General features: G+C 70.7%; 11 protein-coding genes. 4 read left to right on the forward strand and 7 right to left on the reverse strand.

The features are described from left to right. Window positions 1-9: 9 nt before the first annotated feature. From ACWPN7_RS27695 to ACWPN7_RS27725, 7 genes are all read right to left on the reverse strand, one after another. A complete protein-coding gene (locus tag ACWPN7_RS27695; RefSeq protein WP_459196309.1) occupies window positions 10-1,428 on the reverse strand; it encodes an MmgE/PrpD family protein in 1,419 nt (472 codons plus the stop codon). Then, entirely contained in the window at window positions 1,425-2,939 is a 1,515-nt protein-coding gene (locus tag ACWPN7_RS27700; RefSeq protein WP_459196310.1) for an AMP-binding protein, read from the reverse strand. Before ACWPN7_RS27700 ends, ACWPN7_RS27695 begins: the two co-directional genes overlap by 4 nt. 137 nt (window positions 2,940-3,076) lie before the next feature. Next, window positions 3,077-4,249, reverse strand: coding sequence for an acyl-CoA dehydrogenase family protein (locus tag ACWPN7_RS27705; RefSeq protein ID WP_459196311.1), 1,173 nt, complete (start codon window positions 4,247-4,249; stop codon window positions 3,077-3,079). A 33-nt stretch (window positions 4,250-4,282) separates the two neighbouring features. Continuing rightward, window positions 4,283-5,518, reverse strand: coding sequence for a dihydrolipoamide acetyltransferase family protein (locus ACWPN7_RS27710; protein ID WP_459196312.1), 1,236 nt, complete (start codon window positions 5,516-5,518; stop codon window positions 4,283-4,285). Window positions 5,519-5,520: 2 nt separating this feature from the next. Beyond that, window positions 5,521-6,309, reverse strand: a complete 789-nt coding sequence (locus tag ACWPN7_RS27715; protein WP_456529293.1) for an enoyl-CoA hydratase/isomerase family protein — start codon at window positions 6,307-6,309, stop codon at window positions 5,521-5,523. Between the two features lie 24 nt (window positions 6,310-6,333). Further along, entirely contained in the window at window positions 6,334-7,308 is a 975-nt protein-coding gene (locus ACWPN7_RS27720; protein WP_137142451.1) for an alpha-ketoacid dehydrogenase subunit beta, read from the reverse strand. Between the two features lie 6 nt (window positions 7,309-7,314). Next, the gene (locus ACWPN7_RS27725; protein WP_200776646.1) at window positions 7,315-8,328 is read right to left on the reverse strand and encodes a thiamine pyrophosphate-dependent dehydrogenase E1 component subunit alpha; all 1,014 of its coding nucleotides are present in this window, start codon (window positions 8,326-8,328) and stop codon (window positions 7,315-7,317) included. Between the two features lie 475 nt (window positions 8,329-8,803). On the opposite strand from ACWPN7_RS27725, the gene ACWPN7_RS27730 reads away from it, so the two are divergent. From ACWPN7_RS27730 to ACWPN7_RS27745, 4 genes are all read left to right on the forward strand, one after another. Next, complete coding sequence (locus ACWPN7_RS27730; protein ID WP_459196313.1) at window positions 8,804-10,015, forward strand: ABC transporter substrate-binding protein; 1,212 nt, start codon at window positions 8,804-8,806, stop codon at window positions 10,013-10,015. 201 nt (window positions 10,016-10,216) lie between these two features. Next, window positions 10,217-11,101 (forward strand): branched-chain amino acid ABC transporter permease, encoded by an 885-nt coding sequence (locus tag ACWPN7_RS27735; protein WP_459196314.1) that lies wholly within the window; start codon window positions 10,217-10,219, stop codon window positions 11,099-11,101. Between the two features lie 9 nt (window positions 11,102-11,110). Beyond that, window positions 11,111-12,907, forward strand: coding sequence for a branched-chain amino acid ABC transporter ATP-binding protein/permease (locus ACWPN7_RS27740; protein WP_103039309.1), 1,797 nt, complete (start codon window positions 11,111-11,113; stop codon window positions 12,905-12,907). After that, a complete protein-coding gene (locus ACWPN7_RS27745) occupies window positions 12,900-13,634 on the forward strand; it encodes an ABC transporter ATP-binding protein (RefSeq protein ID WP_103039308.1) in 735 nt (244 codons plus the stop codon). The genes ACWPN7_RS27740 and ACWPN7_RS27745 overlap by 8 nt, the downstream gene beginning before the upstream one ends. Window positions 13,635-13,653 lie beyond the last annotated feature (19 nt).

Consider the following 13,653-nt stretch of genomic DNA (forward strand, 5'->3'; position numbering starts at 1 on the left):
GTCCCGGATTTAGCCGTTCCCCACGCCTTTGACGAGAGAAACCGACGCCTGATGCGGGTGATCGGGAAGCCGCCCGAACGCCTCCAGCACGTCGTCGATTGCCGCGCCGGGCAGGGCGCGGGCGAAGCGCTCGATCCGGTCGTAGGCATCGGCGGGCACCCCGGTTTCGTCGCCGATGCGGCGGACCAGCGCGCTCACCGCCTCCCAGGGCAGGGAGAAGTCGTCGGTCGTCATGTCCTGGCGGCGGGTCAGCGCCGTGCCGTCCTCCAACACCACCTCGATGGCGCAGCACAGCCGCCGCACGCCCTCGTCGGGGACGAGAGCGACCCGTTCGACCAGGGCGTTGACCGCGTCGTCGTCGTAGCGGGTCATCGTCTCCATGGTCGGCACGCCGCGCAGCAGGGTCAGCGCGATGCAGAAGGGGATGCTCATCAGTGTGCCGGAGATGCTGGCGAAGGGTCCCTTCGAATCCATGCCGGCGTAGCCGGTTTCGAACGGGTTCATGCGCACGGTCACCGAGCGAATGGCCCGCCCCGCCACCTCCTCGCGCAGGGCGAGCGCCGCGGTGACCGGGGTCTGGTTGAAGGCGCAGACCGGGTAGGGCTTGAAGGTGACGCGGTGGATCGACCAGTCTCGGCCCAGCCGCGCCGCCAGCTCTGCGGCATCGCAGCCGGTGCGGGCGAAGGCGCGGACGAAGCCGGTGCGGCCTTCGAAGGCGCGGGAGGCGGAGACGGAGCCCGCCGCCGCCAGCCGCGCCGCCGTCAGGCCGTTCACCGCGGCGACGCCGACCTGATAGCGCCACTCGTCGGTGCCGTCGTCGAAGGATTGCAGGATGCCGCCGGTGAAGGACGCGGCGTTGGCGAGCGCTGCCGCGATGCGCTCCTCCGGCAGGCCGAGCAGGTAGGCCGCCCCGGCGGCGGCGGCCAGCGTGCCGTAGAGCGGCGAGGCGCGCAGGCCGGCGGGTGTGGTCAGCGGCGAGAAGGCGTTCTCCAGCAGCCCGCCCGCCTCGTAACCGGCGACCAGGGCCGGCAGCAGCCGTTCCACCGGGCCGTCCCCGGCCTCGACCAGCGCGGTCAGCAGCGGGATCAGCACGGCGCCGATGTGGGCGGCGCCGCAGGTGTCCTCCTGCGCCCGGCCATGGAACAGCGCGGAACCGGCGAGTGCAGCGCCGGGGACGCTGGTCCGCCGCCCATCCCCTAGCATGGTGACGCCGCCGGAATGTTCCCCATGCAGGGCCAGCGCCGCCGCCCGCGCCACCGGGGCGTAGGGGGTGCCGTGGCCGCCGAGCGCGATTCCGTAACCGTTCAGCAGACAGACCCGCGCCTTCTCCACCACGTCGGGCGGCAGGCTGTCCAGGGTCAGGCCGGCGACGAAGCGGGCGATGGCCGTCGCCAGGGTGTCGGGAGCGGTCAGGTCGGGAGCGGTCAAGGGGTGTCCTCCGAATGGGCGGGGGCCAGTTCGTCGCGCAGCACGCGCTTCAGCACCTTGCCGGACGGGTTGCGCGGCAGCGCCTCGCGCAGCAGCAGGCGCTTGGGGATCTTGAAACCGGCGAGGTGCCGGCGGCAGTGCTGCTCCAGCGTCTCGGCGTCGAGGCTCTCGCCTTCCTTCAGCACCACGACCGCCGCCGGCACCTCGCCCCAGCGCTCGTCGGGGACGGCGATGACGGCGACCTCGACGACCTGGGGCAGCAGGAAGACGACCCGTTCGATCTCCGAGGAGGCGATGTTCTCGCCGCCGCTGATGATCATGTCCTTCTTGCGGTCGGTCAGGAACAGGAAGCCGTCGGCGTCGAGATAGCCGACGTCGCCGGTGCGGAACCAGTCGCCGTAGAAGCTGCGCGCCGTCTTTTCCGGGTCCTTCCAGTAACCCTTGGTGACCTTCGGCCCGCGCAGGCAGATCTCGCCGATGTCCCCGGCGGGCAGGGAGGTGCCGGCATCGTCGCGGATGTCGATCTCCACATGGGCGAGCGCCCGGCCCGTCGAGCCGATCTTCTCGATCTCGCGCCCGGCCTCCATCAGCGTGTCGCCCGAACAGCTCTCCGTCAGGCCGTAGCCGTCGATGTAGCGGGCGTTGGCGAACAGGCCGGTGAAGTCGCGGATGCGCTGTTCCGGCGTGCGCTCGCCGCCGCCGATCGCCCATTTCAGGCTGGAGACGTCGTAGCACCCGCGCTCCGGATGGGACAGGATGCGCCCGACCATCACCGGGGCGAACCAGGCGCCGGTCAGTTGCTCGCGCTCGATGGCGGCGAGCGCCGTGTCGGGATCGAAGTCGCGCAGCAGGCAGATCGTTCCGCCCAGCCACAGCACCGCGAGGCCCGGCAGGTCGAAGGCGCCGACATGGTACAGCGGCCCGACCGCCAGCAGCCGGTCCTCCGCCGTCAGCCCCAGCGCCGTCACATGGTCCATGCATTTCCAATAGAAGTTCTCGTAGGAATGCATGACCCCCTTGGGGTGGTCGGTGGTGCCCGACGTGTACATCAGCCGGAACAGGTCCTGGGTCCCGCGCACCCGCATCGGCGGGACCGGTCCCTCGGTCCCCGCCAGCGCCCGCCCGTCCGCCTGCGCCGCCGCGTCGACCAGAACGGCGCGCGGGTCGTCCTTCACCGCCGCGGCCAGCTCGGTGTCGGCGAAGACCAGCACCGCCCCGGCGTTGCCGGTGATGAAGGCGACCTCGGGGGCGGCCAGCCGGTAGTTGATCGGCAGGAACACCGCGCCGAGATGGCTGGCGGCGAAGGCGATCTCCAGGAAGGCGGCGCTGTTCTTCATCACCACCGCCACCACGTCGCCCTCGCGCACGCCGCGCCGGTGGAGGAAGGCGGCCATGCGCCCGATGCGGTCGAGGAAGTCGGCGTAGCTGATGCGCTGGTCGCCATAGACCAGCGCCAGCCGGTCCGGCGTGCGCAGCGCGTGGAACCGGATGAAGGCGCTCAGATTGACCACGGGTGTCCCCTCCCTCGGGATGTGCGGCCGGCTTATCCGCCGGCTTCGCTGTCTATACGACCTCACGTGCCGGTCGGGCTTCAGCCGCATGGGCGGCCGGGACCGCGGTCCCGGTCCGAAGCGGATCGTAATCCGCTTCAGTAGGATTTCGGCATGCCGAGATCGTGCATGGCGATGAAGTTCAGCACCATCTCTTCCGACACCGGGGCGAAGCGGAACAGCCTTGCGTCGCGCCACAGCCGCTCGACATGGTATTCCTTGGCGTAGCCCATGCCGCCCATCGCCTGCATCGACCGCTCGATGGCGTGGGACGCCGCCTGCGCCGCGATCAGCTTGGCGATGTTGGCCTCGCTGCCGTAGGGCAGGCCCGTGTCGCACAGGGACGCCGCCTTCAGATTCATCAGCCGTGCGCATTGCAGCTCGGCGTGGGCCTGGGCGAGCGGGAACTGGACGCCCTGATAGGCGGCCACCGGCTTGTCGCCGAAGACCTTGCGGTCCTTGGCGTAGTCCACCGCCAGCCGGATGGCGAGGCTGCCGGCGCCGACCAGTCCGGCGGTGGTGACGATGCGCTCGGTGTTCAGCACGTCGAGAAGCTGGTGCCAGCCGCCGTCGAGCGTGCCGATCAGCTCGTCCGGCTCGATCCGCACGTCGTCGAAATAGACGGTGCTGGAGGCCAGCGTGTTGGTGCCGACCTTCTCGATCGGCTGGTGGCTGAGCCCTTCGCGGTCGACGTCGATCAGGAACAGGCTGATGCCGGCGGTGCGGCGGCCGGCCTCCTCCAGCCGGGTGGTGCGGGCGACCACCAGCATCTTCTGCGCGTCGGGCACGCCGGTGATCCAGATCTTCTGGCCCTTCAGCCGCCAGCCCTGCCCGTCGGCGTGGGCAAAGGTGCGGATCTCCAGGCTGTTGGAGCCGGCGTTGGGCTCGGTCAGCGCCATGCAGAAGTTCAGCTTGCCCTGGATCAGGGCGGGCAGCATGGCGTCCTTCTGCGCCTTGCTGCCGAACTTCGCCAGCGCCACGCCGCCGAAGATCGGGTTGATCATGAAGAGCTGGGCCAGCGTCGCGCCGCCGCCGGCCGCCGCCAGCGCCTCCACCACCAGCGCCATGTCGAGCATGCCGAGGCCGGAGCCGCCATACTCCTCCGGCAGGGAGACACCGCCGAGGCCGGATTCGCAGATGCCGGCCCAGGCTTCGGTCGGGAAACTCTTCTTCGCGTCCTGCTCGCGCCAATAATCGGGACCGAACTCGGCGCCGACGCGCGACGCCGTCTCGATCATCAGACGCTGTTCTTCGGAAAGCTGGAAGTCCATGGGGAATCGTTCCTTGGGTCAGGCGGCTTTGGTTCAGGGTGCGCGAAGCAGGCGCAACGGCCGCTCCAGCCCGGCAATGATGCGGTTGAGGAAAGCCAGGGCGGTCACGCCGTCGAACAGCCGGTGGTCCGCCGACAGGACGAGGCCGAGTTCGCGCTTCAGCACCGGCGCGCCCGCGTCGTCGGGACGGAAGACGGAACGGACGCTGCCGACGCCGAGGATGCTCGACTGGCCGGGGTTGATGATCGAGGTCATGTAGGTGACGTTGTGCATGCCGGCGTTCGACACGGTGACGGCGCCGCCCTGGAAGTCCTCCTCCGTCAGGCGGCCGTCACGGGCGCGGCGGGTCAGCGACGCGGCCTCCGCCGCCAGCCGGTCGAGCGGCAGGGTCGCCGCCCCGCGCAGCACCGGGGCGACCAGCCCGCGCGGCGTGTCCACCGCCATGCCGATGTCGCCGCGGCCCAGGGCGAGGATCGCGCCGCCGGGAGGCTCGTCATCCCACACCCGGTCCATCTCCGGCATGGCGGCGAGCGCCCGACCGACCGCGGCCAGCACCAGATGGGTCATCGAAATGCGCGGCAGCCCGGATTCGGTGTCGGCGTTCAGCCGGTCGCGCAGGGCCGCGAGCTCCGTCACCTCGGCCTCGGCGGCGAGGTAGAAGTGCGGCACGTCGCGCTTGGCGGCGGTCAGGCGGCGGGCGACGGTCGCCTGCAGGGTGGTGGGCTTCGACCGTTCCCCGGCGGAAGCCTCGACCTTTGGCACCTGGGGTGCAGGCTGAGGCGCTGGCCGCGTTTGAGCCGCCGCCTCGACATCGGCCACCTTGATGCGGCCACGCGGGCCGCTGCCGGTCACCATCCCGAGATCGACGCCCAAACCCTCGGCGCGGCGGCGGGCAAGCGGCGTCGACAGGATGCGCTCCCCGTTGGCGCGGACCGGGGCGGGCAGGGGGCGGGTGTTGGCAGCGACGGGTGTCGGGGCGGGTTTCGCGGCGGGGGCCTCCGCCGGTTCCGGAGCGGGGGCGGCGCCCGCGCCATCGGCGGACCAGCGGGCGATCGGGGTGCCGACGGCCACCGTCTCCCCGGCCGGGATGGTCGTCTCGATCAGCACGCCGTCGCTGTCGGCCTCGACCTCCGAGGCGATCTTGTCCGTTTCGACGACGAGCAGCACGTCGCCGCTGCGGAAGGACTGGCCGGGTGACACCCGCCATTCGGCGAGCACCCCCTCGGTCATCGTCAGCCCCAGCTTGGGCATCACCAGTTCGCGGACCATGGTCATTGCCCCGTGAAGGCGGCCTTGCGCTTCTCCAGGAAGGCGCGGCAGCCCTCGTGCGCGTCTTGGCTGTCCAGCACCAGCCCGATCATCGCCTGCTCGTAGGCCAGCGAGGCGCCGAGCGGCATTTCCGCGCCATGGCGCAGCGTGCGCTTGGTCAGTTTCAGGATCAGCGGTGACTTGGCGGCGATCTTCTGGGCGGTGGCCATCGCCTCGGCCATCAGATCGGCCTTGGGGACGGCGCGGTTGACCAGCCCCCAGGCGACGGCCTCCGCAGCGGTGAACTGGTCGCCGGTGAAGACCAGCTCGCGCGCCCGGCAGGCCGGGATCTGGCGCAGGATGCGCTGGGTGCCGCCGGCGCCGGGGAACAGGCCGAGATTGATTTCCGGCAGGCCGAACTTCGCGCTGTCGGCGGCGATGCGGATGTCGAGCGACAGCACCAACTCGGTCCCGCCGCCGAGCGCCCAGCCGTTGACGGCGGCGATGGTCGGCTTGTCGCAGGTCTCGAACCGGCGGAACACCCGGTGCACGACCTCCGCGAAGTCGAGATAGTGGGCGAGGCCCTGGCGGCTGTCGAGGTCGGCGATGTCGCCGCCGGCCACGAAGGCGCGCTCGCCCGCCCCGGTGACGACGATGACGTGCACGCCGTCGTCGGTCTCAAGCTCGCCCAGCGCCCGTTCCAGCTCCAGCAGGGTCGGCACGTCGAGCGCGTTGAGGGTCGCCGGGCGGTTGATGGTGATCAGGCCCACGGCGCCGTCGCGGCTGGTGAGGATGGGGCGTTCGTCCGTCATGATGCTGGTCCTCCCGTGGGGCGTTCAGGCGAGCGTGCTCTTGACCGCCGCGACGATCCGGTCGGCGTCGGGCAGATAGGCCGCTTCGAGGGTCTTGGCGAAGGCGATGGGCATGAAGGGCGCGCCGACCCGCAGCACCGGGGCGTCGAGGTCGTCGAAGGCGTCCGACGCGATGCGCGCGGCGATCTCCGCCCCGACGCCGAAGGCCTGCACCGCCTCGTGCGCGATCACCACCCGGTGGGTCTTGGCGACGGAGGCGAAGACGGCCTCCTCGTCCCAGGGCTGAATCCAGCGCAGATCGACGATTTCCGCCTCGATGCCCTCGGCGGCCAGCCGGTCGGCGGCGGCGCGGGCGGCGTAGAGGGTGGCGCCGTAGGTGACGATGGTGGCGTCGCGGCCCGCCCGGTCGATGCGCGCCTTGCCGACCTCGCGCGGGGCGGTCACGTCGATGTCGCCCTGGAGCGCGTAGAGCGCCTTGTTCTCGACGACGACGACGGGGTCCGGCGCCTCGATGGCGGCGCGCAGCAGGCTGTAGGCGTCGGCGACGGTGGCCGGGCAGACGACGCGCAGGCCGGGGATGTGGGCGAACCACGCCTCCAGGCACTGCGAATGCTGCGGCCCGGCGTTCAGCCCGCCGCCGTGCGGCGTGCGCAGAACCATCGGCACGCTGCACTGCCCGCCGAACATGAAGCGGGCCTTGGCGGCCTGGTTGACCACGGCGTCCATGGCGAGCGTCACGAAATCCATGAACATGATTTCGACCACCGGCTTCATGCCGGTCAGCGCGGCCCCGACGGCGGCGCCGACCAGGGAGGCCTCGGAGATCGGCGTGTCGCGCACCCGCTCCGGCCCGTGGGCGTCGAGCAGGCCGCGGGTCGCCTTGAACGGTCCCCCGGCGGCGGCCACGTCCTCGCCCATCAGCATCACGGCGGGGTCGGCGGCCATCGCGTCGTTGAGGGCCTGGGCGACGGCGTTCACATAGCGCAAAGGCTTCGGCATCGGCGGTCAGGCCCCGGCGGTGAGGGTGGTCGGCGTGTAGACGTCGCGGAAGGCGGCGTCCACGTCGGGCAGGGCGTCGGCGCGGGCGGCCTCCAGGGCGTCGCGGATTTCGGCGTCCACGGCATCGACGAGGGCGGCGAGCGCCGATTCCTCGACACCGGCGGCGAGCAGCGCCTCGGCGGAGCGGCGCAGCGGGTCGTTCTGCGGCAGGCCGGCGATCTCGTCGGCGTTGCGGTAGCGCTGCGGATCGCCCTCGAAATGGCCGTGCCAGCGGGTGGTCAGGCATTCCAGGATGCGCGGGCCGCCGCCGCGGGCGGCCTCCACCACCTCCGCGGCGGCCTCGGCGACGGCGGCCACGTCGTTGCCGTCCACCCGGCGGTGCGGCACGCCGAAGGCCGCACCCAGCTTGTCCAGGGTCGCGGCGAACTGGGTGGAGGTCGGCGAGAATTCCGACCAGCCGTTGTTCTCGCAGACGAAGACCATCGGCAGCTTCCACAGCGCCGCCATGTTCAGGCATTCGTGCAGGGCGCCTTCGGCCATGGCGCCGTCGCCGAAGAAGGCGACCGCCACGCCGCCGGTGCGCCGCGTCTGGTGGGCGAGCGCGCTTCCGGTGGCGAGCGGCAGCCCGGCCCCGACGATGCCGTTGGCCCCCAGCACGCCCAGCGACAGGTCGGCGACGTGCATGGAGCCGCCGCGCCCGCCGCAGATGCCGCCGGCCCGCCCCATGATCTCCTTGAAGAACAGGTCGAGCCTCACGCCGCGGGCCAGCACGTGGCCGTGGCCGCGGTGGGTGGTGGCGAAGCTGTCCCGCGGCCCCAGCGCGCCGACGACCCCGGCGGCGACCGCCTCCTGCCCGACGCTGAGATGGATGAAGCCGGGGATCTCACCGTCGGCGAACAGCCGGGACAGGGTGGTTTCGGTCGCCCGGATCGTCTGCATGGTGCGGTGGAGCGCCAGCCGCCGGTCGGTTGGGATTGGGTTGGCCGGAATCGGATCTGCCTGAGCGGCGGATGACGGCATGGATGCCTCCCTTCGCGTTTCTTCCGCGCCCCGCCGGTGTGTGTGGGAAAGCGCGGTGCGGAGTCGATGCTCCGTTGGTCGACCAAACAATGAATGATGATTCATGTTTCAGTCAAGCGGTCTGTTTGCCCCCACGCTGGCTCCTTCCTGCTGGGTGGAGCTATCACAAGCTCCCTCTCCCCTCTGGGGAGAGGGTTAGGGTGAGGGGGATGCGCTTTTGCCGGACATATCGCCATGCGCAACCCCCTCACCGGCCCTTCGGGCCACCCTCTCCCCAGAGGGGAGAGGGCTATGAGGGTCAGATGCGATTACCTGGCGGGGAGGTTTGGTGCGGGTTCTGTCTTAAGCGCATCCCACTCAAATACACCGTTGCGCTGACAGTTGGCGCGCGTTACATTCTCGATGAAAAATGAATCATGGTTCATTCAAAAAGGCTGGGTCGCAGGCCCCGCCGCATAAGGGAGGGAAAAGCGCCATGCACCGTCGTTCCGTCATTCGCTTGCTCGGGGCCGCCGTCACGCTGACCTCGGCGCTCGCCCTGTCCGCCGGTTCCGCCGCCGCGCAGGACACCATCAAGATCGGCATGACCTCGGCCCTCACCGGCCCCTACAACGAGTATGGCGAGGGTGGGCGGCGCGGCGTCGAACTCGCCATCGAGAAGTGGAACGCCAAGGGCGGCATCAACGGCAAGAAGGTCGAGCTGGCGATGCTGCTCGACGACCAGCTCGTGCCCGACCGTGCGGTGCAGAACATGCGGCGGCTGCTCGACAACAAGGAGCTGGTCGCCATCATCGGCCCGGCGGGCAGCGGCCCGACGCTGGCGGTGATCGAGATGGCCGCCGCCGACGGGCGCCCCTACATGAACCCGGTGGCGCAGACCCCGACCGTCACCTACCCGGACGGCGGCAAGCCGCGCCCGAACGTCTTCTCCTTCGCTCTGCAGAACGACGTCGAGTCGACGGTGCTCGGCCGCTACGTCGCCAAGCAGTTCAAGAAGCCGGGGCTGGTTCACGAGAGCACGGCCTACGGCGTGTCCGGCGCCGACATGATCGCCAAGGAGCTGAAGGCGGCGGGCGGTGCCGTCGTGGCGACGGAAACCTACAACCAGCGTGCCCAGGACGTGACGGCGCAGATCGCCCGCCTCCAGCGGGCCGGGGCCGACGTGGTGGTTTGCGTCGGGCTGGGCGCCGATCTGGCGGTGATCCGCCGCACCATGGCGCGGCTGAACTTCAACGTGCCGCTGGTCGCCTCCAACGGCGCCCTGTCGATCCCCTACCAGGAGGCCGCCGGCGATCTGGTGACCGGCACGCGCGGCTCCATGGTCTACGTCTTCGGCGAGGAGACGCTGAACCCGGCGGCCCAGGGCTTCGCCGACGCCTACAAGGCCAAGTACGGCACCGACCGCTGGTGGGGCAACGACCCGCAGCGCCCGCAGATCTTCATGTCGCTGTCGGTCAGCAACGCCTACGACGCCGCCGACGTGCTGTTCGAGGGCATCAAGCGCGCCAACTCCACCGATCCCAAGGCCATCGCGACGGCCATCGAGGGCATCCAGGGCCTGCGCGGGGTGAACGCGACCTATTCCTTCTCCGCCACCAAGCACCACGCCATCGCGCCGGAGGACGTGGCGATCTTCGAGTACGCGAAGACCGGCGACAAGATCGGGCTGACGATCGTCAAGAACTGATTGGGTTCCCCTCTCTCCTTCTTTCGTCTCCGGAGCGATCCCCCTCTCCCCTCTGGGGAGAGGGTCGGGGTGAGGGGGATGTCGGGGGACGGAAAGCGCAGGCGATGCGGGACCCCCTCACCCTAACCCTCTCCCCTCTGGGGAGAGGGGACTCAAAGGCGGGTGCTGCGACGGGGGAGAGGGAAGAAAAAGGACGACGCCATGCATTTCGTGCTGCAACTCATCTTCGCCGGCGTCTGCGTCGGTGCGGTCTACGCGCTCATCGCCATGGGGCTGTCGCTGACCTTCTGGACCACGCGCACGCTGAATTTCGGCCAGGGCTCGCTGCTGATGACCGCCTCGGTCGCGACGGTGGCGATGCTGGGGGCCGGGATGCCCGCGGCCCTCGCCGTGCCGCTGGGCATCCTGCTGGCCGGCGGGCTGATGGTGGTGGCGGAGCGGATCGCCATCCGCCCGCTGCTGAAATCCGGCGACAGCATGGGCTGGGTGGTGTCCACGCTGGGGCTCGGCATCTTCCTCCAGGGCTTCGTCTCCACCGTCTTCGGGTCGCAGGCCATCGCCTTCCCGTCGCTGGTCTTCGACAGCCTGGATTCGGTGGATATCGCCGGGGTCCAGGTGTCGTCGCAGTATCTCGCCGTGCTCGGCCTGTCGCTCTCCCTGATGGTGGCGATGGAGCTGTTCCTGCGCCGCTCCGCCTGGGGCCGCGCGGTGCGGGCGGTGTCGCACGACGCCGACGCGGCGGCGCTGGCCGGCATCCCGGTGCGCCGGGTGATCGTGCTGTCCTTCGTCGCCAGCGGCGTGCTGGCCGGCATCGCCGGGGTGATGGTGGCGCAGATCACCGGCACCGTCGATCCCAGCTTCGGCTTCAACCTGATGGTGCTGGGCTTCGTCGCCGCGGTCTTCGGCGGCATGGGCAACACCGCGGGCGCCCTGGTCGGCGGCATTGCGCTCGGCGTCATCGAGAAGCTGGTCGGCGGCTACGTCTCCACCGCCGCCGAACATGGCATGGCCTTTGCCATCCTGATGGTGATCCTCGCCATCCGCCCGCAGGGCCTGTTCGGCCGCAAGGAATTCACGAAGGTGTAAGGGCCAGCGATGCGGAATCTCCTCTCCTTCCTCACCCGGACCCCGGTGGTCGCGGCCCTGCTGGTGGCGCTGGGCGTCGCGGCGGAGTTCGTCAGCGGCGCCACCGTGCAGATCTGGTCCTTCCTCCTCGTCAACGTCCTGCTGGCCCAGAGCATCAACCTGCTGACCGGTGTCGCCGGCCAGATCTCGCTGGGCCACGCCGGCTTTCTCGGCATCGGCGCCTACGGCTCCGCCCTGCTGATGAAGAACTTCGGCCTTCCGCTGCCGCTGACCCTGCTGGCCGGGGCGGCGATGGGAGCGGTGAGCGGCTGGCTGCTGTCCTTCGCCGCCGGGCGGGTGCGCGAGTTCTACCTCGCCATGATGACGCTCGGCTTCGGCATGATCTTCTACGAGGTGGTGCGCGAGTGGACCTCGGTCACCGGCGGCATGATGGGGCTGAGCGGCGTGCCGTCGCCCGGCCTGCGGACGCTGACCCTGTTCGGCTGGTCCGTCGGCCCGACCGCCTATTTCCAGATCATGCTGGCTGTGGTGGCGGGCGTGGTGTGGCTGCTGCGGAACTTCGTCACCAGCCCCTTCGGCCGCGCCTTCTTCGCCATCCATGTCAGCGAGGTCGCTGCCGGCAGCATCGGCGTGCCGCGCGCACGCACCAAGCGCAACGCCTACATGCTCAGCGCCGCGCTGGCCGGGCTGGCGGGGGGCTTCTACGCCCATCTCGTCGGCTATCTCGGGCCGGAGACCTTCGGGCTGCACCGCTCGGTGGAGGTGCTGGTGATGGCGGTGGTCGGCGGGCTGGGCACGCTGGCCGGGCCGGTGCTGGGCGCCGTCGTCTTTACCTACCTGCCGGAGAAGCTCCAGATCTTCGCCGAGTACCAGTTCATGGTCTACGGCCTGATCCTGCTGCTGTCCTTCGTCCTGCTGCCGCGCGGGCTGGCTGGGCTGCTGCTGCCGCGCCCGCGCTTCGCCAAGGACGTGGCGCCGCTGCCGGCCGCGCCGCCGGCCGCGCCGAAACCATCGGGGAGCGGGCCGCTGCTGAGCGCGGAGGGGGTGTCCATCAGCTTCCTCGGGCTGCGGGCGCTCGACAACGCGTCGGTCGCCGTGGGGGCGGGGGAGATCCTCGGCCTCGTCGGGCCGAACGGGTCGGGCAAGAGCACGCTGGTCAACATCATCAGCGGCATCTACCGGCCGGGCGACGGGCGCGTGACCTTCGACGGCGCCGCCATCACCGGACTGCCCGACCACGCGGTGGCCCGGCGGGGCGCGCTGCGCACCTTCCAGGACCCGCGGCTGGTCCCCGCCTTCACGGTGCGCGAGAACGTGCTGCTCGGCGGGCACCGGCTCTACCGGCAGAACCCGCTGGCGGCGGCGCTGAACCTGCCGGGCGCCCTGCGCGAGGATGCAACGATGCTCGGCCGCGCCGACGCCATCATCGCCATGGCCGGCCTGTCGCATCTGGCCGACACGCCGGTGCGCGACCTGCCCTACGGCGACCAGCGGATGACCGAGCTGTCGCGCGTCATCCTCGCCGACCCGCGCCTCGTCATGCTCGACGAGCCGGCGGCGGGCCTGTCGGAGGTCGAACTGCAACGGCTGGGCGGGCTGGTCCGCCATCTGAAGGAACGGGGTGTCGGCGTGATCCTGATCGAGCACCACATGGATTTCCTCAACGAGCTGGTCGACCGCGTGGTCGTGCTGGACAGCGGGCGGGTCATCTACCAGGGCGGCATGGCCGGCATGTACCGCGACCCAGCGGTGGTCGCCGCCTATCTCGGCACCGAAACCCACCCGGGGGAGGCCGTCCATGCCTGAGCAGATCAATCCTGCGGGGGGCCTCGAAATCCACGGGCTGGAGGTCCGCTACGGACCGGTGGAGGCGGTGCGCGGCGTCACGCTACGGGCCGAGCCGGGGACCATCACCGCCATCCTGGGCGCTAACGGGGCCGGCAAATCCTCGCTGATGAAGGCGATTTCCGGCTTGGTCCCGGCGACGGCGGGGCGCATCACGCTGGACGGCGACGACATCACCGGGCTTCCTCCGCACGAGCGGGCGCGCCGCGGCCTGTCGCACGCGCTGGAGGGGCGCCGGCTGTTCCACCGCATGACGGTGGAGGAGAACCTGAAGGTCGCCTGGGACTTCCGCAACCGCGGCGGCAGCTTTCGGGCGGTGGCCGACCGCGTCTACGAGCAGTTCCCCATGCTGGCGCCGCGGCGGCAGACCCCGGCGGGCATGCTGTCGGGCGGCCAGCAGCAGATGGTCATCCTGTCGGCGGCGCTGATCCACGAGCCGCGCTACCTGCTGCTCGACGAGCCGTCGCTGGGGCTGGCCCCGGTGATCGTGCAGCAGATCTTCGGCTTCATCGAGTCCGTCTGCCGCGAGCGCGGCACCACCATCCTGCTGTGCGAGCAGGTGGCGGCCATCGCCTTGCGCGTCGCCCATTCCGGCTGCGTGCTGCGGCGCGGGCAGGTGGTGCGCGGCGGTCCGGCGGCGGAGCTGGCCGCCGACCCGGCGCTGTCGGCGGCGTATCTGGGCGGGTGAGGGTGCGGCAGCCGCGTGC

The organism is Azospirillum sp. UENF 312511, from assembly GCF_058780635.1.